The sequence below is a fragment of the Streptomyces sp. NPDC008079 genome (genome assembly GCF_042957385.1).
Taxonomy (GTDB): domain Bacteria; phylum Actinomycetota; class Actinomycetes; order Streptomycetales; family Streptomycetaceae; genus Actinacidiphila.
Genome location: NZ_JBIBIC010000018.1, coordinates 59,438 through 76,760, shown reverse-complemented (window position 1 = coordinate 76,760; position 17,323 = coordinate 59,438). Strand labels below are relative to the sequence as shown.

Sequence of the window (17,323 nt, the reverse complement as noted above, 5' to 3'; positions counted from 1 at the left end):
CCGTGACCCGACCCACCGACTGGCACAATCTCGACCTCGACAGCGACCCGACTCCCGGTGACGTCTACGAGATCAGGGCCGAGGGCAGGCGCTTCCAGACCTTCGCCGAGGACGTGGCGACCGTGCACTCGCTGCTCAGCAGAGCGGCCAAGGACCAGGCGCTCGCCGAGTGGAACGGCAAGGCCGCCGAGGCGTTCCGCGGCCAAATAGGCAAGCTGCCCGGGCAGTTGGGCAAGCTCCACGACTCCTACGGCGCGGCCGGCGACGCCCTGGTGACCTTCGCCGACTCGGTGGAGACCGAACAGTCCACCGCTGACGGCGCGTTGTCCCAGGCGCGTCTGCTGCGCAACGATCTGGCCGCGAAGCAGACCGAGTTGGCCCGCGCGCAGGTCGACGCGACCACGGCGGGCGAGGCCAAGGCGAAGCTCGACGGCTCCAAGGGGTCAGCCGGAAGCGCCGGCGGGAACGTACCGCCGCCCGACCCGGACAAGGTCCGTCAGGCGGTCCGCAACGCCCAGCAGGCCGACGCCCACAAGAATCAGGTCGCGGGCCAGGTCTCCGGGATTCAGCAGCAGTTGGCCGAGCTGCGCAAGAAGGCGCAGGACGCCGGGACCAACCACGGCACGGCGGTGGACGTCCTCAAGAAGGACCTCGACCACGCCTCCGACGTCGGCATCCACAACAAGAAGTGGTACCAGAAGCTCGGGGACTTCCTGGTCAAAGCGTGGAGCGTCATCCTCCCGATCCTCAAGGTGATCGTCGCCATCGGCGGCATCCTGCTGCTGTTCATCGGCGGTCCGCTGGCCTGGATCGTGCTGGCCGCGGCCTTGCTGGTCTTCGCCGACACCTTGGTGAAATTCATTCAGGGCAAGGCGGGTTGGGGCGATCTGCTGTTCGCCGCGCTGGACTGCATCCCGGTGATGGGCAAGGTCAGCATGCTGGTCAAGGCGGGTGAGATCGGCAAGCTGAAGTGGGCGGTGAAGATCCTCCAGGCCGAGCGGAAGTACCAGAACGTCATCAAGGTGTGGAAGTACGGCGAAGACCTCAGCGGATTCCGCAAGGTCGCCTTCGGCTTCGCCAAGGGCCTGGGCAAGGACACCCTCAAGGACGCCATGAACGGCGGCTGGACGAACGTCAAGAAGAACTTCCTGGCCAACGTCGCGGGCAACACCATCGGCGCCGGGCTCTCCCCGCTGGTCGACAAGGGCTTCGCCAAGATCCCCCGGCTCTACTACAGCGGCCCGATCTCCGCGATGTCGGGCGCCGAACGCCGGGCGCTGGGCCACCTGTCGATGGACATGAACGGCCTGACGCAGCGCGGAAAGACGCTCATCGGCGCCACGAAGGGGCTGGTGACGTCGGTGACGAAGGAGACCGTCAAGAGCACGGTCTTCGGCAAGGACTTCACCATCGAGAACATCGGCTTCGGCACGCTCACCGGCTTCGGCAACTCGGGCGGCGGCTACCGCACCGGCCGGCACTGAACGGGGAGGTTCACCCGAGCGGGCCGGGTCCGGTTCACCGCCAGGAGCCGGACAGACCGGGGGCCGGACGGACCGGGGGCCGGACAGACCAGAGGCCGGACAGACCAGGACCCGCGACCGCTACGAGCCGCGCCGTACGGCCACGTCGTACCGCGGGTCGCCGAAACCGGCGGCCCGCGCCCGGCGCAGCGCCTCATCGCCGATGTCCCGGATCGCCGGGCCGCCGCCGCGGGCCTCATCGGTCCGCTCGGCGGCTCCGGCGGCCCCGCCCTGCCTGACCAGGCTCACCCCGCGCGGCCCCGGCAGCGCGAGCACTCCCCCGATCCTGGGGTCGCCCGCGAACCAGACCTCGCGCTTGGCGTTCTCTCCGAGCACCCGCCGCCAGCGGCGGACGTCGGGGAAGCGGACCCGGATGCTCACGTCCTTGTCCGGGTTGTCGGGCACGGGCAGCCGGAAGAACGGCACGCCGTTATCGGCCACTTGGGCGACGCCGTCCAGGCGCTGCCAGGGGTAGACCTGAAGGACCCGCCAGTACCGCTTGTAGCGCGGCTGTATCAGGGCCCACCAGCCGAGGCCGAGCATCGAGGCCGTCATGAGGACGTACGCGAGCCAGGTGACGTCGATGTCGAGGAAGACGTCGAGGAAGGCGAAGACCAGGGCCCAGCCGGGGATGCCCGCGGCGCTGACGATCAGCAGCGCCCGCAGCCGCCCGCGGGACCGCGCGCACCACTCGCGCGTCGCCGGTTCCGCGACCGCGCCCTCGTACGTCACCCCGTCGTACGTCGCGCTCTCGTACGTCACGCCGTCGCGCGGCGCACCCTCGTAGGCCCCAGCAGGCACGGGAATTCCCCCTCGGGTGTGGGTGCGGCCATCGGGTCCGGCCGTCGGCGTTCGACCCTAGCAGTGCGGGTCTCCGGCGGCGCGGGCTCAAGCGAGGGCGCAAGCGAGGGCTGAACCGCGGGCTGGACCGAGGGGCTCAAGCGACGGGCCGGGCCGAGGGGCTGAACCGACGGCGCGGTATGTCACGGCTTGCCGTAGTCGGCCGCCCACGGGTTGAGTTCGGCGTACTGCTGCTTCCAGGCCGTGCGGTACTGGGCCGCCAGCGGCGGGGGGAAGATCGCCAGGACTTCGGCGACGCGCTCGGGGGTGGCGCCGTCGAGCAGCCACGGGATGTAGCGCGGCGCGAGGCCGAGGCCGATCTGATTGCGCTGGCTGTCGGCGAACAAGGCCCAGTCGGCCGGAGACAGTTCGCGCTCGATGAGCGGGAGCGCGTCGCTCTCCTCGTGGCTGAGGTGGGCGTTCAGTTCGGTGGCGAAGGCGTCGGCGGCGTCGCCGAGGGCGGTGTGGCCGCCCTGTTCGTCGGCGAGCGCCGCGTCGATCGCGGCGATCAGCGGGTCGATCCGGTCGTGTTCCGCCTCCATCGCCTCAAGGAGTTCGAGGTCGTCGGGGCGGTCGGCGAACTGGCCGCGCAGCTTCGGCCACAGGACGTCGTCCTCGGCCGTGTGATGGATGGTCAGGAACCGCTTGAACAGATCCCACCCGAAGTGGGTGGCGGTGAGCCGGGACGGGTCGTCGCCCGTGACGGCGGCGGACTTGGCGATGATCGCCACGTCGCGCCGCAGTCCGTCGTGGAAGGCGTACATCATCGTCAGATCGACGGTCTCGCCCGGCTGGTGCGGAGTGGTCATCAACGTGTCTCCCTGGAACTAGGTGAACCAGTGGATCAGGAGGAATCGCCACACCGAGGCTATAGTCAGCCTGCCGAATCGTCAATCCGTATATCTATCCGGGAGTTGAACCATTTCCGGGCCGAACCGAGCGGCTACTGAAGCTCCTTGACCACCTTCAGCGCGTCCCCGATGTGCCCGCCGATGTTCATCATCGAGGAGAACGCGTGCCGGACGACGCCCTCGCGGTCGATGACGAAGGTGACGCGGCCGGGCACGACGCCCAGGCTCGTGGCGCCGTACTGCTTGCGGACGGCCTTGTCGGTGTCGGCGAGCAGGATGAAGGGCAGTTCGTGGCGGCCGGCGAACTTCTCGTGCGTCTCGACCGAGTCGGAGCTGACGCCGATCACCTCGGCGCCCGCGTCGGTGAAGCTCTCGTAGCTGTCACGGAAGCTGCACGCCTCGGTGGTGCAGCCGCTGGTGTTGTCCTTCGGGTAGAAGTACAGCACCACGACCTTCTCGCCCAGCACATCGCTGAGCGTGACGGGCTTGCCCGTCTGGTCGGGAAGGGTGAAGTCCGGTGCCTTGGCGCCGACGTGAAGAATGGCCATGACGTCTCCTCGGTGGGATGCGGTCGGGAATGCGGTCGGGGATGCGGGCCGGGGATGCGGGTCGGGAATGCGGTCGGGGATGCGGGTCGGGGGACACGGTCCGCGAGGGGCGTCGGGGGCGGAAACGGTACGGCGGTACGGGCGGCCCGCGCGCGACAGCCGGTGGTCAGACGTCCGCGCGCAGCATCTTCGTGAGCAGCGCCTTCAACTCCGCCCGGCCGTCGGTGCCGAGCCTCGTGCCCATGTCGGTCTCGGCGGCCTCGACGGCCCGCCGGGCGGTGGCCAGCGCGTCGCGCCCCGCGTCGGTCAGCCGCAGCGCGTACCGCCGCCGGTCGCGCGGGTCGCGCTCGCGCACCACCCGGCCCGCGCTCTCCAGGTCGTCGACGATCTGGAGGATCGCCTGCTCGCTGATGCCGAGCCGCCGGGCGAGCCGCTGCTGCGAACTCGCCTCGTCGGCCAGGACGGTGAGCGCGCCGAAATGCCGCGCCTGGAGGCCGACGTCGGTCAGCGCGTCCTCGATCCGGCGCCGTACGAAATGGTGCGCCTGGGCGATCAGCGGGCTCGTACGCCGTACACCGCGCTCGGGCGGGGTACGGGCCAGCAGGGTGCTCAGCAGCGCGTCGAGGCGGACGCGTTCCGCGGCGGTCAGGGCCGCGGTGAGGTGGTCGTCGCCCGCGGCCATCGCGGGTTCCATGGCCTTGACGGCGCTGCGGCCGTCGTCGGTGAGGGCGAGGACGTACGAGCGGCGGTCGCCGGGGTTGCGGGCGCGGGTGACCTGGCCCGCCTGCTCCAGCCGGTCGATCAGCTTGACCATGGTGGTGCGGTTGATGCCGAGCCGCTCGCCGAGATCCTGCTGGGAGTACGTGACGGGGGCGTCGAGCGCGTCGAGTATCTGGAAGTCGCGCGCGCCTGAGGCGCCTTGGCCCGCCGCGACGCCGAATTCCGGGGCGAGGTGATCGGCGACCCGGTTGGCGCGGATGTGTGCGCGGCGCAGAAGATGCGCCGCGTAGACGGCGAGGGCGGGCGGCAGTTCGGCGTCCGCCGTCTCGACACTGAGCGCGTAGTCGTCCACCCGGCACCTCCGCAGGTGAGGGTAGCAGGGACGGCCACCTGACCGGCCGTCAGGTACGGCGGACGGCCGGAAGGCGCTCGGCCCGAAGGCACTCGGCCCGAGGGGCGGCCCGAAGGCGCTCGGTGCGACGGACGGCCGGAAGGCGCTCAGCGCGAGGCGAACGGCCGGTCGGTCGGCACGATCTCCTTGCCCAGGGGCATGAGCGACAGCGGGATCAGCTTGAAGTTGGCGATGCCGAACGGGATGCCGATGATCGTGACGCAGAGCAGCACGCCGGTGACGATGTGGCCGAGGGCCAGCCACCAGCCCGCGAGGATCACCCACAGCACATTGCCGACGAAGGAGCCCGTGCCCGCGTCCCGGCGCTCGACCGCGGTGTAGCCGAACGGCCAGAGCGCGTAGACGCCGATGCGGAAGGCGGCGATGCCGAACGGGATGCCGATGATCGTGACGCAGAGGAGTGCCCCTGCCAGGACGTAGCCGAGGAACATCCACACACCGCAGAGGATGAGCCAGATGACGTTCAGGATGGTCTTCACCGGTGGCCTGCCATGTCTTCGAGGCGGGAGATGCGTTCTGCCATCGGGGGATGGGTCGAGAAGAGCTTGGAGACGTCGCCCGCGCGGAATGGACTGGCGATCATCATATGGCTGGCGGTCTCCAGGCGCGGTTCGGGCGCGAGGGGCCGCTGCTGTGTGCCCGTTTCGAGCTTGCGCAGCGCGGAGGCCAGGGCCAGCGGGTCGCCGGTCAGGCGCGCGCCCGAGGCGTCGGCCTCGTACTCCCGCGAGCGGGAGACGGCCAACTGGATGACCGAGGCGGCCAGCGGGCCGAGGATCATCAGCAGCAGCATGCCGAGGATGCCGGGGCCCTCGTCGTCGTCGGAGCGGCCGATCGGGATCAGCCACGCGAAGTTGACCAGGAACATCACCACGGAGGCGAGCGCGCCCGCGATCGAGGAGATGAGGATGTCGCGGTTGTAGACGTGGCTCAGCTCGTGGCCGAGGACGCCGCGCAGCTCGCGCTCGTCGAGGATGGCCAGGATGCCCTGGGTGCAGCAGACCGCCGCGTTGCGCGGATTGCGGCCGGTCGCGAAGGCGTTCGGCGCCTCGGTGGGCGAGATGTACAGCCGGGGCATGGGCTCGCGGGCGGTGGTCGAGAGCTCGCGCACGATCCGGTACAGCTCGGGCGCCTCGAATTCGCTGACGGGGCGGGCGCGCATCGCGCGTAGAGCCAGCTTGTCGCTGTTCCAGTACGCGTACGCGTTCGTCCCCACCGCGATGACCAGGGCCACGATGAGTCCGGTCCGGCCGAAGAAGCTGCCGATGACCAGGATGAGGGCCGACAGACCGCCGAGGAGTACGGCGGTCTTCAACCCGTTGTGCCGGCGGTGCACGGTGCGCCCTCCAAAGTGTGCGTCGGGGGGAACCTCTCCCCCTAGGAGAACCTCCTGCCCACAACAACGCCACCCGAGCGCCGCTAGTTCCCTTATGCGCACGCAGCGCTACCGGCGCGGGGCGTACGGATACGGCCCCCGGCCGGTCGGGGCCGGGGACGGACGTGCTGGTCAGAGGGCCGGAGGGAGGACCCGGTCAGAACAGCGAGCCCTGCGCGTACCGCAGGACGAGCTGCGGCGCGCCGGAGAGTGCGACCCCGGCCAGCGCGGTCAGCGTGATGGCGGCGACGAGGCCGACGGGCGTACGGGTGACGGGTACGGCCGCGAGCGCGCCGCCGGTCGTGATGCCGCTCGTGACGCCGCTCGCGCCGCCGGTCGTGACCGCGCTCGGGGATTGCTCGGGGGCGCCCTCGGGGCGGGTGAAGAGCAGCGCCGTCCAGCGCAGGTAGTACACGAGCGCGATGACGACGTTGACGGCCATGATCACCGCGAGCCAGCCGTGCTGCGTGCCGACGGCGGAGGAGAAGACGGCGACCTTGGCGAACAGGCCGATGACGCCGGGCGGCAGTCCGGCCAGGCACAGCAGGAAGAAGCCGAGCGCGAGGGCGGCCAGCGGGCGGGTCGCGTACAGGCCCCGGTAGTCGCTGAGCCGGCCCTGCGGGGCGGAGCGCGAGACGAGGGCGGCCACGGCGAAGGCGCCGAGGTTCACCACCGCGTACATCAGGGCGTACGCGACGGTGGTGCCGATCTCGTGCGCCGGGTCGGCGGCGGAGGACGCGGCGGCCAGCGGCACCAGCAGATAACCCGCCTGGCCGATGGACGACCAGGCCAGCAGGCGTACGGCGCCGCGCGGCACGCCGGGCCGCTGCCGGAGCGCGCCGACGTTGCCGACGGTCATGGTGAGCGCGGCCAGTACGCCGAAGGCCGGGCCCCACACGTCGTGGTAGGGCTTGAAGGCGATGACCGACACCAGGATCAGGCCGGAGAAACCGGCGGCCTTGCCGACCACCGACAGATACGCGGCGACCGGCAGCGGCGCGCCCGCGTAGGTGTCGGGCACCCAGAAGTGAAAGGGAGCCGCGGCGAGTTTGAAGGCGAACCCCACCAGAGTGAGGGCCGCGCCGACCTTCGCCACGGTGACGAGTTGCGCGGGCGCGTGCGTGAGGCCGTCGGCGACGGCGGCCAGGTGCATGGTGCCGGTGGCCGCGTAGACGAAGCTGATGCCGAGCAGTGAGACGGCGGTCGCGGTCACCGAGGACAGGAAGAACTTGAGCGCGGCCTCGCTGGACAGCTTGTCGCCGCGCCGCAGGCCGACCAGCGCGAAGGCGGGCAGGGTGGCGACCTCGAGGGCGACGATCAGGGTCGCCAGGTCGCGGGAGGCGGGCAGCAGCGCGGCGCCGGAGGCGGAGGCGAGCAGCAGGAACCAGTACTCGCCCGCCGGGAGGTCGTCCTGGGTGTTGACCGAGAGCAGGGCCGTGAGCAGCGCGCCGCCGAGCACCAGGGCCTGGATGACCAGGGTGAAGTGGTCGGCCGCGTACGAGCACCCGCCGCCGCCCGCGGGGAGGTCGGCGGCGGTGCCGGGGTGCACGACCGTCACGCAGAAGGTGGCGTGGCGGCCCGCCCGCAGCGGGATCAGGGCCAGTGCGGCCAGGACGAGCCCCGCGACGGTGGTCCAGGCCAGCAGTTCCTTGCGGGCCTTGGGCAGGAAGAGGTCGGCGACCAGGACGACGAGGGCGAGGACCGCCGGGATGGCGGCGGGGGCGAGCGCCGTCCAGTCGACGGACTGCACGAGGGACGGCATCAGTTGCCTCCGAGGAGGGTGTGCACGGCCGGATCGGTGAGGCCGAGCAGGACGGCGGGCCACAGTCCGGCCAGGACGGTGAGCGCGGCGAGCGGCGTCCAGGCGGCGAATTCGTACGCCTGGACGTCGGCGAGCGCGGGCTGCGCGTCGACGGTCTCGCGGTCGCCCATGCAGACCCGGCGGACCACGACCAGCAGGTACGCGGCGGTGAGCAGGGTGCCGAAGGCGGCGACGGCGGTGAAGGTCAGATACGCGGGGCGGCTGAGGCCCGCGGCGGGTTTGAAGGCGCCGAACATCGACAGCATCTCGCCCCAGAATCCGGCCAGGCCCGGCAGTCCGAGGGAGGCGACGGCGGCGAAGGCGACCAGGCCGCCCAGGCGCGGCGCCTTGCCGTAGAGCGCGGCTCCCGTGGCGCCGGCGAGGGTGTCGAGGTCGCTGGAGCCGTATCGGTCCTTCAGGGCGCCGACCAGGAAGAACAGCAGGCCGGTGATGAGGCCGTGGGCGATGTTGGCGAAGAGCGCGCCGTTGACGCCGGTGGGGGTCAGGGAGGCGATGCCGAGCAGGACGAAGCCCATGTGGCCGACGGAGGAGTACGCGATCAGCCGTTTGAGGTCGCCGCCGTTGCCCCGGCGGGCCAGCGCGAGGCAGGCGAGCGAGCCGTAGACGATGCCGACGACGGCGAAGGCGGCCAGGTAGGGCGCGAAGGTGTGGATGCCGTCGGGGGCCATCGGCAGGACGATCCGGACCAGGCCGTAGGTGCCCATCTTCAGCAGCACGCCCGCGAGCAGCACCGATCCGACGGTGGGGGCGGCGGTGTGGGCGTCGGGCAGCCAGCTGTGCAGCGGCCACATCGGGGCTTTCACGGCCAGGCCGAGGCCGATCGCGAGGACCGCGATCAGTTGCGTGGAGTGACTGAGTGATGACCCGTTGTCAGTGGCGAGTGCCACCATGTCGAATGTGCCCGCCTTCACGCCGATGAGGAGCAGGCCGAGCAGCATGATCACGGAGCCGAGGAGGGTGTAGACGATGAAGCGCAGTGCGGATCGCTCGCGGTCCCCGCCGCCCCAGCGGGCGATGAGGAAGTACATCGGGATGAGGACCGTCTCGAAGGCGAGGAAGAACAGCATCAGGTCAAGCACGGCGAAGGTCGCCAGCGTGCCCGCTTCCAGGAGCAGCAGCAGGGCGACGAACGCCTTGGGGCCGGGGCCCGCGGGCATTTTGAAGTAGCTGTAGAGCGCGCAGAGGAAGGTCAGCAGCGCGGTCAGGACGAGGAGGGGGAGCGAGATGCCGTCGACGCCGAGGTGGAGATGGATCTTGAGCGCGGGGATCCAGTTGAGGTCGGTGGTGGCCTGGGTCCTGGCGGGGTGGTCGTGGTCGAAGCCGGCCGCGAGGACGATCGCCAGGACGAGTACGGCGCCGGTGACGGTGACGCCGTGCCGCAGGACGGCCTGGCCGGGGTCACGGCCCTTCAGGCCGGGCGGCGGCGGGAGCAGGGCGCCGACCGCGCCGAGCAGCGGCAGCACGAGGAGTGCCGCGAGGACGTACTGGAGGGCGGTGTCGTTCACTTCGGGCTCAGCCTCCGACGGCGACGAGGACGGCGAGGACGACCGCACCGGCCAGCAGCGCGCTGAGGTAGGTCTGGACGTTTCCGGTCTGGGCCTTGCGGACGGCCGCGCCGAGCAGCCGGGGGGTGCCGCCCGCGCCGCGGACGTAGGTCTCGATGACCTCGCGGTCCAGGAAGCGGACGAGTTGCGCGGCGGCCAGCACCGGGCGGACGAACAGCGCGGTGTAGAGGGCGTCGAGGTGGAAGCCGTGGGCCGCGTGGCGGTGCAGCCTGCCCAGCAGCAGACGGCCGGGGTCGCCCGGGTCGTCGGCGGACGCGATGTCGCCGTAGATCGCCTCGTGGGTGGCGGTGGCCTCGGCCTCGACGAGGGCGGGTTCCGCGCCGGGGTCGCCGTCGGCGGTGACGACGGCTCCGACGGGGACGGCGAGCCGGGTGGCGGTGGCCGCCTTCCAGGCGCCGTAGGTGATCAGGACGCCGACCAGGGCCAGGCCGGTGCCGAGGACGGAGGTGATCAGGGTGGGGCCGAGCGGGGCGCCGCCGAACCAGTCGGGCAGCTCGCGGTAGGCGAGGCCGCCGAAGGCGATGGTGGGGACGGCCAGCACCCACAGCACGGAGGTCATCACGACCGGCTGCCTGCCGTGGTCGGGGGCCTCGGGGCCGCTGCCGCGGAAAGCCAGCAGGAACAGCCGGGTGGCGTATCCGGCGGTCAGGACGGCGGCGGTCAGGCCCGCGACGAAGACGGTCCAGCCGACGGCCGAGGGGACGTGCGCGGTGTGCCCGGCCGAGGCGTGCTCGGCGGCGCGCAGCACGGACTCCTTGGAGAAGAAGCCGGACAGCGGAGGGAGGGCCGCGAGGGCGGCGAGCGCGATGCCCATCGTCCACATGGCGTCGGGGACGCGCTTGGCGAGCGAGCCCATGCGGGACATCGCGGTGAGCGAGTTGGTGCCCGCCGCGTGGATGACGACGCCCGCGCCGAGGAAGAGCAGCGCCTTGAAGGCGCCGTGCGACAGGAGGTGGAAGACGGCGGCGTCGCGGTCGGCGACGGCCAGGGCGCCCGCCATGTAGCCGAGCTGGCCGATGGTGGAGTACGCCAGCACGCGTTTGATGTCGTCCTGGGCGAGGGCGGCCAGGCCCGAGCCGATCATGGTGACGGCGGCCATCACGGCGAGGACGGCCAGCGCGGCGGCGGACGCGGTGAACACCGGCAGCAGCCTGGCCACCAGATAGATGCCGGCGGCGACCATGGTGGCGGCGTGGATCAGCGCGGAGACCGGGGTGGGACCGGCCATCGCGTCGGGCAGCCAGGTGTGCAGCGGGAACTGCGCGGACTTGCCCGCGACCCCGGCGAGCAGCAGCAGCGCGATCACCGTGGGGTGGCCGAGCCGGCCGTCCGCCGCGGCGGAGAGGATGCCGCTGATCCGGAAGGTCCCGGCGTCGGCGGCGAGCGCGAACACCCCGATGAGGAAGGGGACGTCGCCGAGCTTGGTGACCAGGAACGCCTTGATCGACGCCGTCCTGGCGGCCTCGGTCTCCCAGTAGTGCCCGACCAGGAAGTACGAGCAGATGCCCATGATCTCCCAGCCGACCAGCAGCACCATCAGGTCGCCCGAGTAGACGACGAGGAACATGGCGGCGGTGAACAGCGAGACGAGGGCGGCGTACGAGGGATAGCGCGGATCGTCGCGCAGATAGGCGGTGGAGTAGAGCTGGACGCAGGTGGCGACGAGGCCGACGAGGACGGCGATCAGGACCGCGAAGCCGTCCAGGTGCAGGGCGAGGTAGACGGGCGCGGAGCCGGTGTCGGTGAGCTTGTGGACGGCGTCGGTCGGCGCGCCGGTGCCCTGGCGGGCGGCGACGACCGCGGCCAGCACGAAGGCGGTGGCGGTGGGCAGTACGGCCAGCGGGCGTACGAAGCCGGGTGCGCGCCGGCCGAGCAGGAGTCCGGTGACCGCGCCGAGGAAGGGCAGGAGGGGGACGAGCGCGGCAAGGGCGGTCAGGGTCACGCGGCGGCCTCGGCCTTCTTGTCGGCGGCCGTGCCGTCCGGGTCGGACGCGGTGTGCTCGGACGACGCGTGCTCGGCTGACGCGTGCTCGGCTGACGCGTGCTCGGGCGGCTCGGCGAGGTCGGTGAGCCGGTCGATGTCGGAGCTGCCGCGGTTGCGGTACACGAGCAGCACGATCGCCAGGCCGAGACCGATCTCGGCGGCGGCGATCGTGATGGTGAACAGGGTGAGGGCCTGGCCGGAGTGGAGGGTGTCGCGCAGCCACACGTCGAAGGCGACCAGGTTGAGGTTGACGGCGTTGAGCATCAGCTCGACGGACATCAGGACGAGGATCGCGTTGCGGCGGGCGAGGACGCCGTAGACACCGACGCAGAAGAGGAGGGCGGCGAGGACGGCCGGGTAGACGAGGTGCATCAGTTCTCCTTGCCCTGGCCGGTGGGGGTGCCGCTGGGGGTGCCGGTGGGGGTGCCGGTGGGGGTGCCGGTGGGGGTGCCGGTGGGGGTGCCGGTCCCGGTGCCCTTAGAGGTCCCGGTGCCCGCGCGGTCCTCGGCGGTCTCGCGGCGGGAGAGGACGATCGCGCCGACGAGGGCGGCGAGCAGCAGCACCGACAGCGCCTCGAAGGGCAGCACCCAGAAGCGGAACAGGGTCTGCCCGGTGGCGTGCGAGGAGCCCTGGACCACGCCGTGCAGGTCGATCCAGGTGGAGCGGAAGGCGTCCACGACCACCCACACCAGGGTGACCGCGGCGGCGACGGCGACCCCGAGGGCGACCCAGCGGTTCTCGGAGTCGGCGTCCGGCGAGCGGCCGATGGGCGCTCTGGTCAGCATCAGTCCGAACAGCAGGAGGACGACGACGGAGCCGACGTAGATCAGCACCTGCACCCAGGCGATGAACTCGGCCGTGAGCAGCAGGTATTCGACGGCGAGGCCGCCGAGGGCGACGACCAGCCACAGGGCCGCGTGCACGAGCTGCCGGGTGGTGACGGTCAGGACGGCCGCGCCGAGAGTGACGAGGCCGATGAGGAGGAAGGCGATCTCGACGCCGGTGGGCGAGAGGAAGCCGCCCTGGCTGTGGATGGTTTCGTGGACGATCACGAGTCGCCCTCCCCCGGCGCGGAGGGTCCTTCGGTCGCCGGGTCGGCCGCTGGGTCGATCGCCGTCGGGGCCTGCGGCCGGGCCTCTGTTTGGGCCTGCGCCTCCGCCTGGGCCTGGGCTTCCGCCTGGGCCTGGGCCGCGATGAGCTTGTCGGCGGCCTTGCGGGCGGCGGCGATCTCCTTGGGTTCCTCGGCGGCCGGGTCGAGCGCGGGAGGCGCGGGCACCGTCCACATCCAGTCGCGCAGCTTGTCGCGCTCGTGGGTGAGTTCGAGGATGTCGGTCTCGGCGTACTCGAACTCCGGCGACCAGAACAGCGCGTCGAAGGGGCACACCTCGATGCAGATGCCGCAGTACATGCACAGCGAGAAGTCGATGGCGAAGCGGTCCAGCACATTGCGGCTGCGCTCGCGCCCGCCGGGGGCGGCGGCCGGTGTCGTCTCCTTGTGGGAGTCGATGTAGATGCACCAGTCGGGGCACTCGCGGGCGCACAGCATGCAGACCGTGCAGTTCTCCTCGAACAGCGCGATCACACCGCGCGAGCGCGGCGGGAGTGCGGGCAGCGCGTCCGGGTACTGGTCGGTGACGGAACGCTTCGTCATCGTCCGCAGGGTGACGGCCAGGCCCTTGGCGAGGCCGGTTCCGGGGATGGCCATGCTAGGAGATCACCACCTTGACGACGCCGGTCAGGGCGATCTGGGCGAGGGCGAGCGGGATGAGTACGGTCCAGGCGAGTTTCTGGAGCTGGTCCTCGCGAAGGCGCGGGTAGCTGACCCGTAGCCAGATCACGACGAAGGCCAGCAGGCCGGTCTTGACCAGCGTCCACAGCCAGCCGACGCTGCCGGACCAGGGGCCGTGCCAGCCGCCGAGGAACAGCACCGTGGTCAGGGCGCACAGCACGACGATGCCCGCGTACTCGGCGAGCAGGAACAGGGCGAAGCGCAGGCCGGTGTATTCGGTGTACGCGCCGAAGATGATCTCGGAGTCGGCCACCGGCATGTCGAACGGGGGCCGTTGCAGCTCGGCGAGGCCCGCCGTGAAGAACACGAGGCCGCCGATGAGCTGCCAGGGGGTCCACCACCAGTGGTACTCCCCCACGATGCCCGGCAGTGACAGCGTGCCCGCCGCCATCGCGACCGACGCGGCGGTGAGCAGCATCGGCAGCTCGTACGCCATCAGTTGCGCCGCCGTGCGCAGGCCGCCGAGCAGGGAGAACTTGTTCGCCGACGCCCAGCCCGCCATCAGCGAGCCGAGCACGCCGATACCCATCATGGCCAGGACGAAGATCAGGCCCGCGTCCAGCGCCTGGCCGACGAAGCCGTGCGGTCCCACCGGGATCGCGATCAGCACGACGAGGTAGGGCAGGAGCGCGACGGCGGGGGCGAGTTGGAAGATCCGCCGGTCCGCGTCGGCCGGAACCACGTCTTCCTTCTGCGCGAACTTGACTCCGTCCGCCACCAGTTGGGCCCACCCGTGGAACCCGCCCGCATACATCGGCCCCAATCGGCCCTGCATATGCGCCATCACCTTGTGCTCCGCCTGCCCCACGACCAGCGGAAACACCAGGAACACAACGAGCACGCCCACAAGCCGCAGCCCGACGTCCACGACGTCACCCACGCCCCTCACCTCCCCGCCCACCGTCTTCGCCTGCGGCGCGCTCGTCAGACGACGCGGACCCACCACCCCGGCCGGGGGTGCCACCTGCGGCGGGCTTCTCGCTCGCAGCGGGCGGTTCGCTTGCAGCGGGTGTCTCGCCTGCGGCGGCCTCGTCGGACGACGCGGGCTCACCACCCCGAGCGGGGGTTCCACCTGCGGTGGGCCTCTCGCCTGCGGCGGGCGGTTCGCTCGCAGCGAGCGGTTCGCCTGCGGCGGCCTCGTCGGACGACGCGGGCCCACTACCCCGAGCGGGGGTGCCACCTGCGGTGGGCCTCTCGCCTGCGGCGGGCTTGTCGGACGACGCGGGCTCACTACCCGGAGCGGGGGTGCCACCTGCGGTGGACGTCTCGCCTGCGGAGGGCTCGTCGGACGGCGCGGGCTCGCTACCCGCAGCGGAGCTGCCGCCAGCGGCAGGCTTCGCCGACGGCGCGGGGCCGCTACCCCCGGCGGGGGTGCCACCTGCGGTGGACTCCTCGCCTGCGGCGGGCGGTTCGCTCGCAGCAGGCGCCTCGGACGACGCAGCGTCGCTGCCCCCGTCGGAACTGCCGCCAGCGGCAAGAGTCTCAGACAGTGCGGGGCCGCCAGCCCCGGCGGGGCTGCCACCTGCGGCGGGCCCCTCGTCTGCGGCGGACGGCTCGCTCGCAGCAGGCTCGCCGCCCCCGGCCGAACTGCCTCCTGCTGCGGGCTTCTTTGACGGCGCGGGCTCGCCACCCCCGGCAGGGGTGCCACCTGCGGTCGGCTTCTCGCCAGCGGTGGAGGGTTCGCCTGCGGCGGGCTCGTCGGACGACGCGGGCTCACTACCCGCAACGGATCTGCCGCCAACGGCAGGCTTCTCCGACGGCGCGGGTCCGCCACCCCCGGCGCGGGTGCCACCTGCGGCGGGCCCCTCGCCTACGGCGGGCGGTTCGCTTCCGGCGGGCGGTTCGCTTCCGGCGGGCGTCTCGCTTCCGGCGGGCGTCTCGCTTGCAGCGGGCGATTCGCCTGCGGCGGGCTCGTCGGACGGCGCGGGCTCGCTACCCGCAGCGGAGCTGCCGCCAGCGGCAGGCTTCGCCGACTGCGCGGGCTCGCCGCCGTCGGCGGAGGTGTCGCCTGGGGCGGGCGGTTCGCTTGCGGCGGGCTTCTTGGTCGGCGCAGCGTCGCCGCGCCCCGCGGGGGTGGCGGCTGGGGGTTGTTCCCATGGGGCGTCGGGGACGCGCTTGCGTGGGGGCGCGGGGGTGTCGCCGGAGGGGGCCCCGGCAGGGGGTTGGTTGGCGGGGCTACCGGCAGGGGTTTGGCTGGTGGAGCCTTCGGTCACGCTGCGGGTGCGGCGGGCCGGGCGGTCGGCCGACGGGGTTGTACGCGCCGGGCGGTCGGCTGGGGAGGCCGTTGGGCGGGGGCCGCGGGCGGGGCGGGCGGGGGGCGGGGGGAGTTGGCCTTTTTGGGGGCCCCAGTCGTTGGGGTCGGGGACGCCGGGGGGCTGCATCTGGCGGCGCTTGGGGCCGCCGTCGTGGGACTCGCCGGGCTCCTTGGCACCGGGCCACGCCTTGGCGACGCGGGCGGCGAGGACGAAGTCCTTGCGGAGGGGGTGCCCCTCGAACTCGTCGGGGAGCAGGAGGGGCGCGAGGCCCGGGTGCCCGGTGAAGTCGACGCCGAACATCTCGTGGGTCTCGCGTTCGTGCCACGCCGCGCCCGCGTAGACGCCGGTGGCGGTGGCGAGGACGGGCGCGTCGTGCGGCACGGTCGTCCGCAGCAGCAGCCGCCGGACGCCGCCGTCCAGCGCGACAACGTGCGCGCAGACCTGGAAGCCGGTGCCGGGCTCGTCGACGGCGCTCAGCCAGTCGAAGTACGTGCAGCCGAGCGCGTCCCGCGCGGCCGTGAGCGAGGCGACCCACTCACCGGCCGGCACATCGACGGTCAGGAGGTCGTACGCCTCCTGCGCGACGGCGCCCTCGCCGAAGATCTCCGCGGCCTCCCGCGGCAGCCAACCGGTCACCTCGGCCCCTCCGGCGGAGTGACGAGGCCGCTCGTCAAGGCGGCGACGGACGGGCGCGGGCCCGCGGCGGAGCCGTACCGCTCCGCCAGCGACTCGCGCGCGATCTTCTCCTGGAGCTTGAGGATGCCCTGGAGGAGCGCTTCGGGGCGCGGCGGGCAGCCGGGCACGTAGACGTCGACGGGGATGATCTGGTCGACGCCCTTGGTGACGGAGTACGAGTCCCAGTAGGGGCCGCCGCAGTTGGAGCACGCGCCGAAGGAGATGACGTACTTCGGCTCGGGCATCTGCTCGTACAGGCGCTTGACGGCGGGCGCCATCTTGTCGGTGACGGTGCCGGAGACGACCATGAGGTCGGCCTGGCGCGGTCCCGGCGCGAAGGGGATGACGCCCAGCCGGATGAAGTCGTGCCGGGACATCGACGCGGCGATGAACTCGATGGCGCAGCAGGCGAGGCCGAAGTTGAAGACCCACAGGCTGTAGCGGCGGCCCCAGTTGAGCACCACCTTCATCGGCTCCGGCGCCAGCCGGGACAGCACGCCGAGACGGCGCGGCTCGGGAAGGTCCTGCGCAGGGGCCTCGGGAATCGCCTGCGGGTTCACGTCCATTCGAGGACGCCCTTCTTCCATGCGTAGAGCAGCCCGATCGCGAGGAAGCCGATGAAGACGAACATCTCCACCAGCGTCGTCGCGCCGAAGCCGGGCGCGGCGAAGACCGTGGCCCACGGGAACAGGAAGATCGCGTCGACCGCGAAGATGACGTAGAGGAAGGAGTACACGTAGTACTTGACCTGGGTGTGCGCCCAGCCCTCGCCGACCGGGTCGACCCCGCACTCGTACGTGAGCATCTTCTCGCGCGTCGGCACGACGGGCCGCAGCAGGCGGCCGGACGCGAAGGCGACGGTCACGAAGAGCACACCGACGACCGCGACCAGGCCGACGACCGAGTAGCCGTGGAAGTAGTCCACGTCCGTCCGCCCCTCGTTCACTCGTTGACCGGTGGTGTCCAGC

17 protein-coding genes are annotated in these 17,323 nt (G+C 71.9%); 1 reads left to right on the top strand and 16 read right to left on the bottom strand.

Annotation, left to right across the window (positions count from 1 at the left end; all coding sequences use genetic code 11):
- Positions 1 to 2 precede the first annotated feature (2 nt).
- Positions 3 to 1,484, top strand: a complete 1,482-nt coding sequence (locus ACFZAM_RS29300; RefSeq protein ID WP_391050410.1) for a putative T7SS-secreted protein — start codon at positions 3 to 5, stop codon at positions 1,482 to 1,484.
- A gap of 120 nt (positions 1,485 to 1,604) precedes the next feature.
- Here ACFZAM_RS29300 and ACFZAM_RS29295 read toward each other — a convergent pair whose 3' ends face one another.
- The 16 genes from ACFZAM_RS29295 to ACFZAM_RS29220 all read right to left on the bottom strand — a co-directional run bounded on the left by ACFZAM_RS29295 (position 1,605) and on the right by ACFZAM_RS29220 (position 17,301).
- A complete protein-coding gene (locus tag ACFZAM_RS29295; protein WP_391050409.1) occupies positions 1,605 to 2,324 on the bottom strand; it encodes a hypothetical protein in 720 nt (239 codons plus the stop codon).
- 182 nt (positions 2,325 to 2,506) lie between these two features.
- Positions 2,507 to 3,172: a hemerythrin domain-containing protein gene (locus ACFZAM_RS29290; protein ID WP_355340313.1), complete on the bottom strand. Its 666-nt coding sequence runs from the start codon at positions 3,170 to 3,172 to the stop codon at positions 2,507 to 2,509.
- A 134-nt stretch (positions 3,173 to 3,306) separates the two neighbouring features.
- Positions 3,307 to 3,762: a peroxiredoxin gene (locus tag ACFZAM_RS29285; protein WP_355340316.1), complete on the bottom strand. Its 456-nt coding sequence runs from the start codon at positions 3,760 to 3,762 to the stop codon at positions 3,307 to 3,309.
- A 166-nt stretch (positions 3,763 to 3,928) separates the two neighbouring features.
- Positions 3,929 to 4,834, bottom strand: a complete 906-nt coding sequence (locus tag ACFZAM_RS29280; protein WP_355340319.1) for a MarR family transcriptional regulator — start codon at positions 4,832 to 4,834, stop codon at positions 3,929 to 3,931.
- Positions 4,835 to 4,980: 146 nt separating this feature from the next.
- Complete coding sequence (locus ACFZAM_RS29275) at positions 4,981 to 5,373, bottom strand: YccF domain-containing protein (protein ID WP_355340322.1); 393 nt, start codon at positions 5,371 to 5,373, stop codon at positions 4,981 to 4,983.
- On the bottom strand, positions 5,370 to 6,227 hold the full coding sequence (gene htpX, locus ACFZAM_RS29270) for a zinc metalloprotease HtpX (protein ID WP_188284004.1): 858 nt from the start codon (positions 6,225 to 6,227) through the stop codon (positions 5,370 to 5,372). Before htpX ends, ACFZAM_RS29275 begins: the two co-directional genes overlap by 4 nt.
- Before the next feature lie 196 nt (positions 6,228 to 6,423).
- Positions 6,424 to 8,028 (bottom strand): proton-conducting transporter membrane subunit, encoded by a 1,605-nt coding sequence (locus ACFZAM_RS29265; protein ID WP_391050408.1) that lies wholly within the window; start codon positions 8,026 to 8,028, stop codon positions 6,424 to 6,426.
- Entirely contained in the window at positions 8,028 to 9,593 is a 1,566-nt protein-coding gene (locus tag ACFZAM_RS29260; protein WP_355340330.1) for an NADH-quinone oxidoreductase subunit M, read from the bottom strand. The genes ACFZAM_RS29265 and ACFZAM_RS29260 overlap by 1 nt, the downstream gene beginning before the upstream one ends.
- 7 nt (positions 9,594 to 9,600) lie before the next feature.
- The gene (locus ACFZAM_RS29255; protein WP_391050407.1) at positions 9,601 to 11,595 is read right to left on the bottom strand and encodes an NADH-quinone oxidoreductase subunit L; all 1,995 of its coding nucleotides are present in this window, start codon (positions 11,593 to 11,595) and stop codon (positions 9,601 to 9,603) included.
- Entirely contained in the window at positions 11,592 to 12,008 is a 417-nt protein-coding gene (nuoK, locus tag ACFZAM_RS29250; protein WP_391050406.1) for an NADH-quinone oxidoreductase subunit NuoK, read from the bottom strand. Before nuoK ends, ACFZAM_RS29255 begins: the two co-directional genes overlap by 4 nt.
- Positions 12,008 to 12,685 (bottom strand): NADH-quinone oxidoreductase subunit J, encoded by a 678-nt coding sequence (locus ACFZAM_RS29245; RefSeq protein ID WP_391050446.1) that lies wholly within the window; start codon positions 12,683 to 12,685, stop codon positions 12,008 to 12,010. The genes nuoK and ACFZAM_RS29245 overlap by 1 nt, the downstream gene beginning before the upstream one ends.
- Positions 12,685 to 13,341 (bottom strand): 4Fe-4S binding protein, encoded by a 657-nt coding sequence (locus tag ACFZAM_RS29240; protein ID WP_391050405.1) that lies wholly within the window; start codon positions 13,339 to 13,341, stop codon positions 12,685 to 12,687. Before ACFZAM_RS29240 ends, ACFZAM_RS29245 begins: the two co-directional genes overlap by 1 nt.
- A gap of 1 nt (position 13,342) precedes the next feature.
- On the bottom strand, positions 13,343 to 14,305 hold the full coding sequence (locus ACFZAM_RS29235) for a complex I subunit 1 family protein (RefSeq protein WP_355340345.1): 963 nt from the start codon (positions 14,303 to 14,305) through the stop codon (positions 13,343 to 13,345).
- A complete protein-coding gene (locus tag ACFZAM_RS29230) occupies positions 14,298 to 16,229 on the bottom strand; it encodes an NADH-quinone oxidoreductase subunit C (protein WP_391050445.1) in 1,932 nt (643 codons plus the stop codon). The genes ACFZAM_RS29235 and ACFZAM_RS29230 overlap by 8 nt, the downstream gene beginning before the upstream one ends.
- A gap of 83 nt (positions 16,230 to 16,312) precedes the next feature.
- Positions 16,313 to 16,921 (bottom strand): NADH-quinone oxidoreductase subunit B family protein, encoded by a 609-nt coding sequence (locus ACFZAM_RS29225; RefSeq protein ID WP_355340351.1) that lies wholly within the window; start codon positions 16,919 to 16,921, stop codon positions 16,313 to 16,315.
- Positions 16,912 to 17,301 carry an NADH-quinone oxidoreductase subunit A gene (locus ACFZAM_RS29220; protein WP_188283994.1) on the bottom strand — a complete coding sequence of 130 codons (390 nt, stop codon included), beginning with the start codon at positions 17,299 to 17,301 and terminating at the stop codon, positions 16,912 to 16,914. The genes ACFZAM_RS29225 and ACFZAM_RS29220 overlap by 10 nt, the downstream gene beginning before the upstream one ends.
- Positions 17,302 to 17,323: the final 22 nt, after the last annotated feature.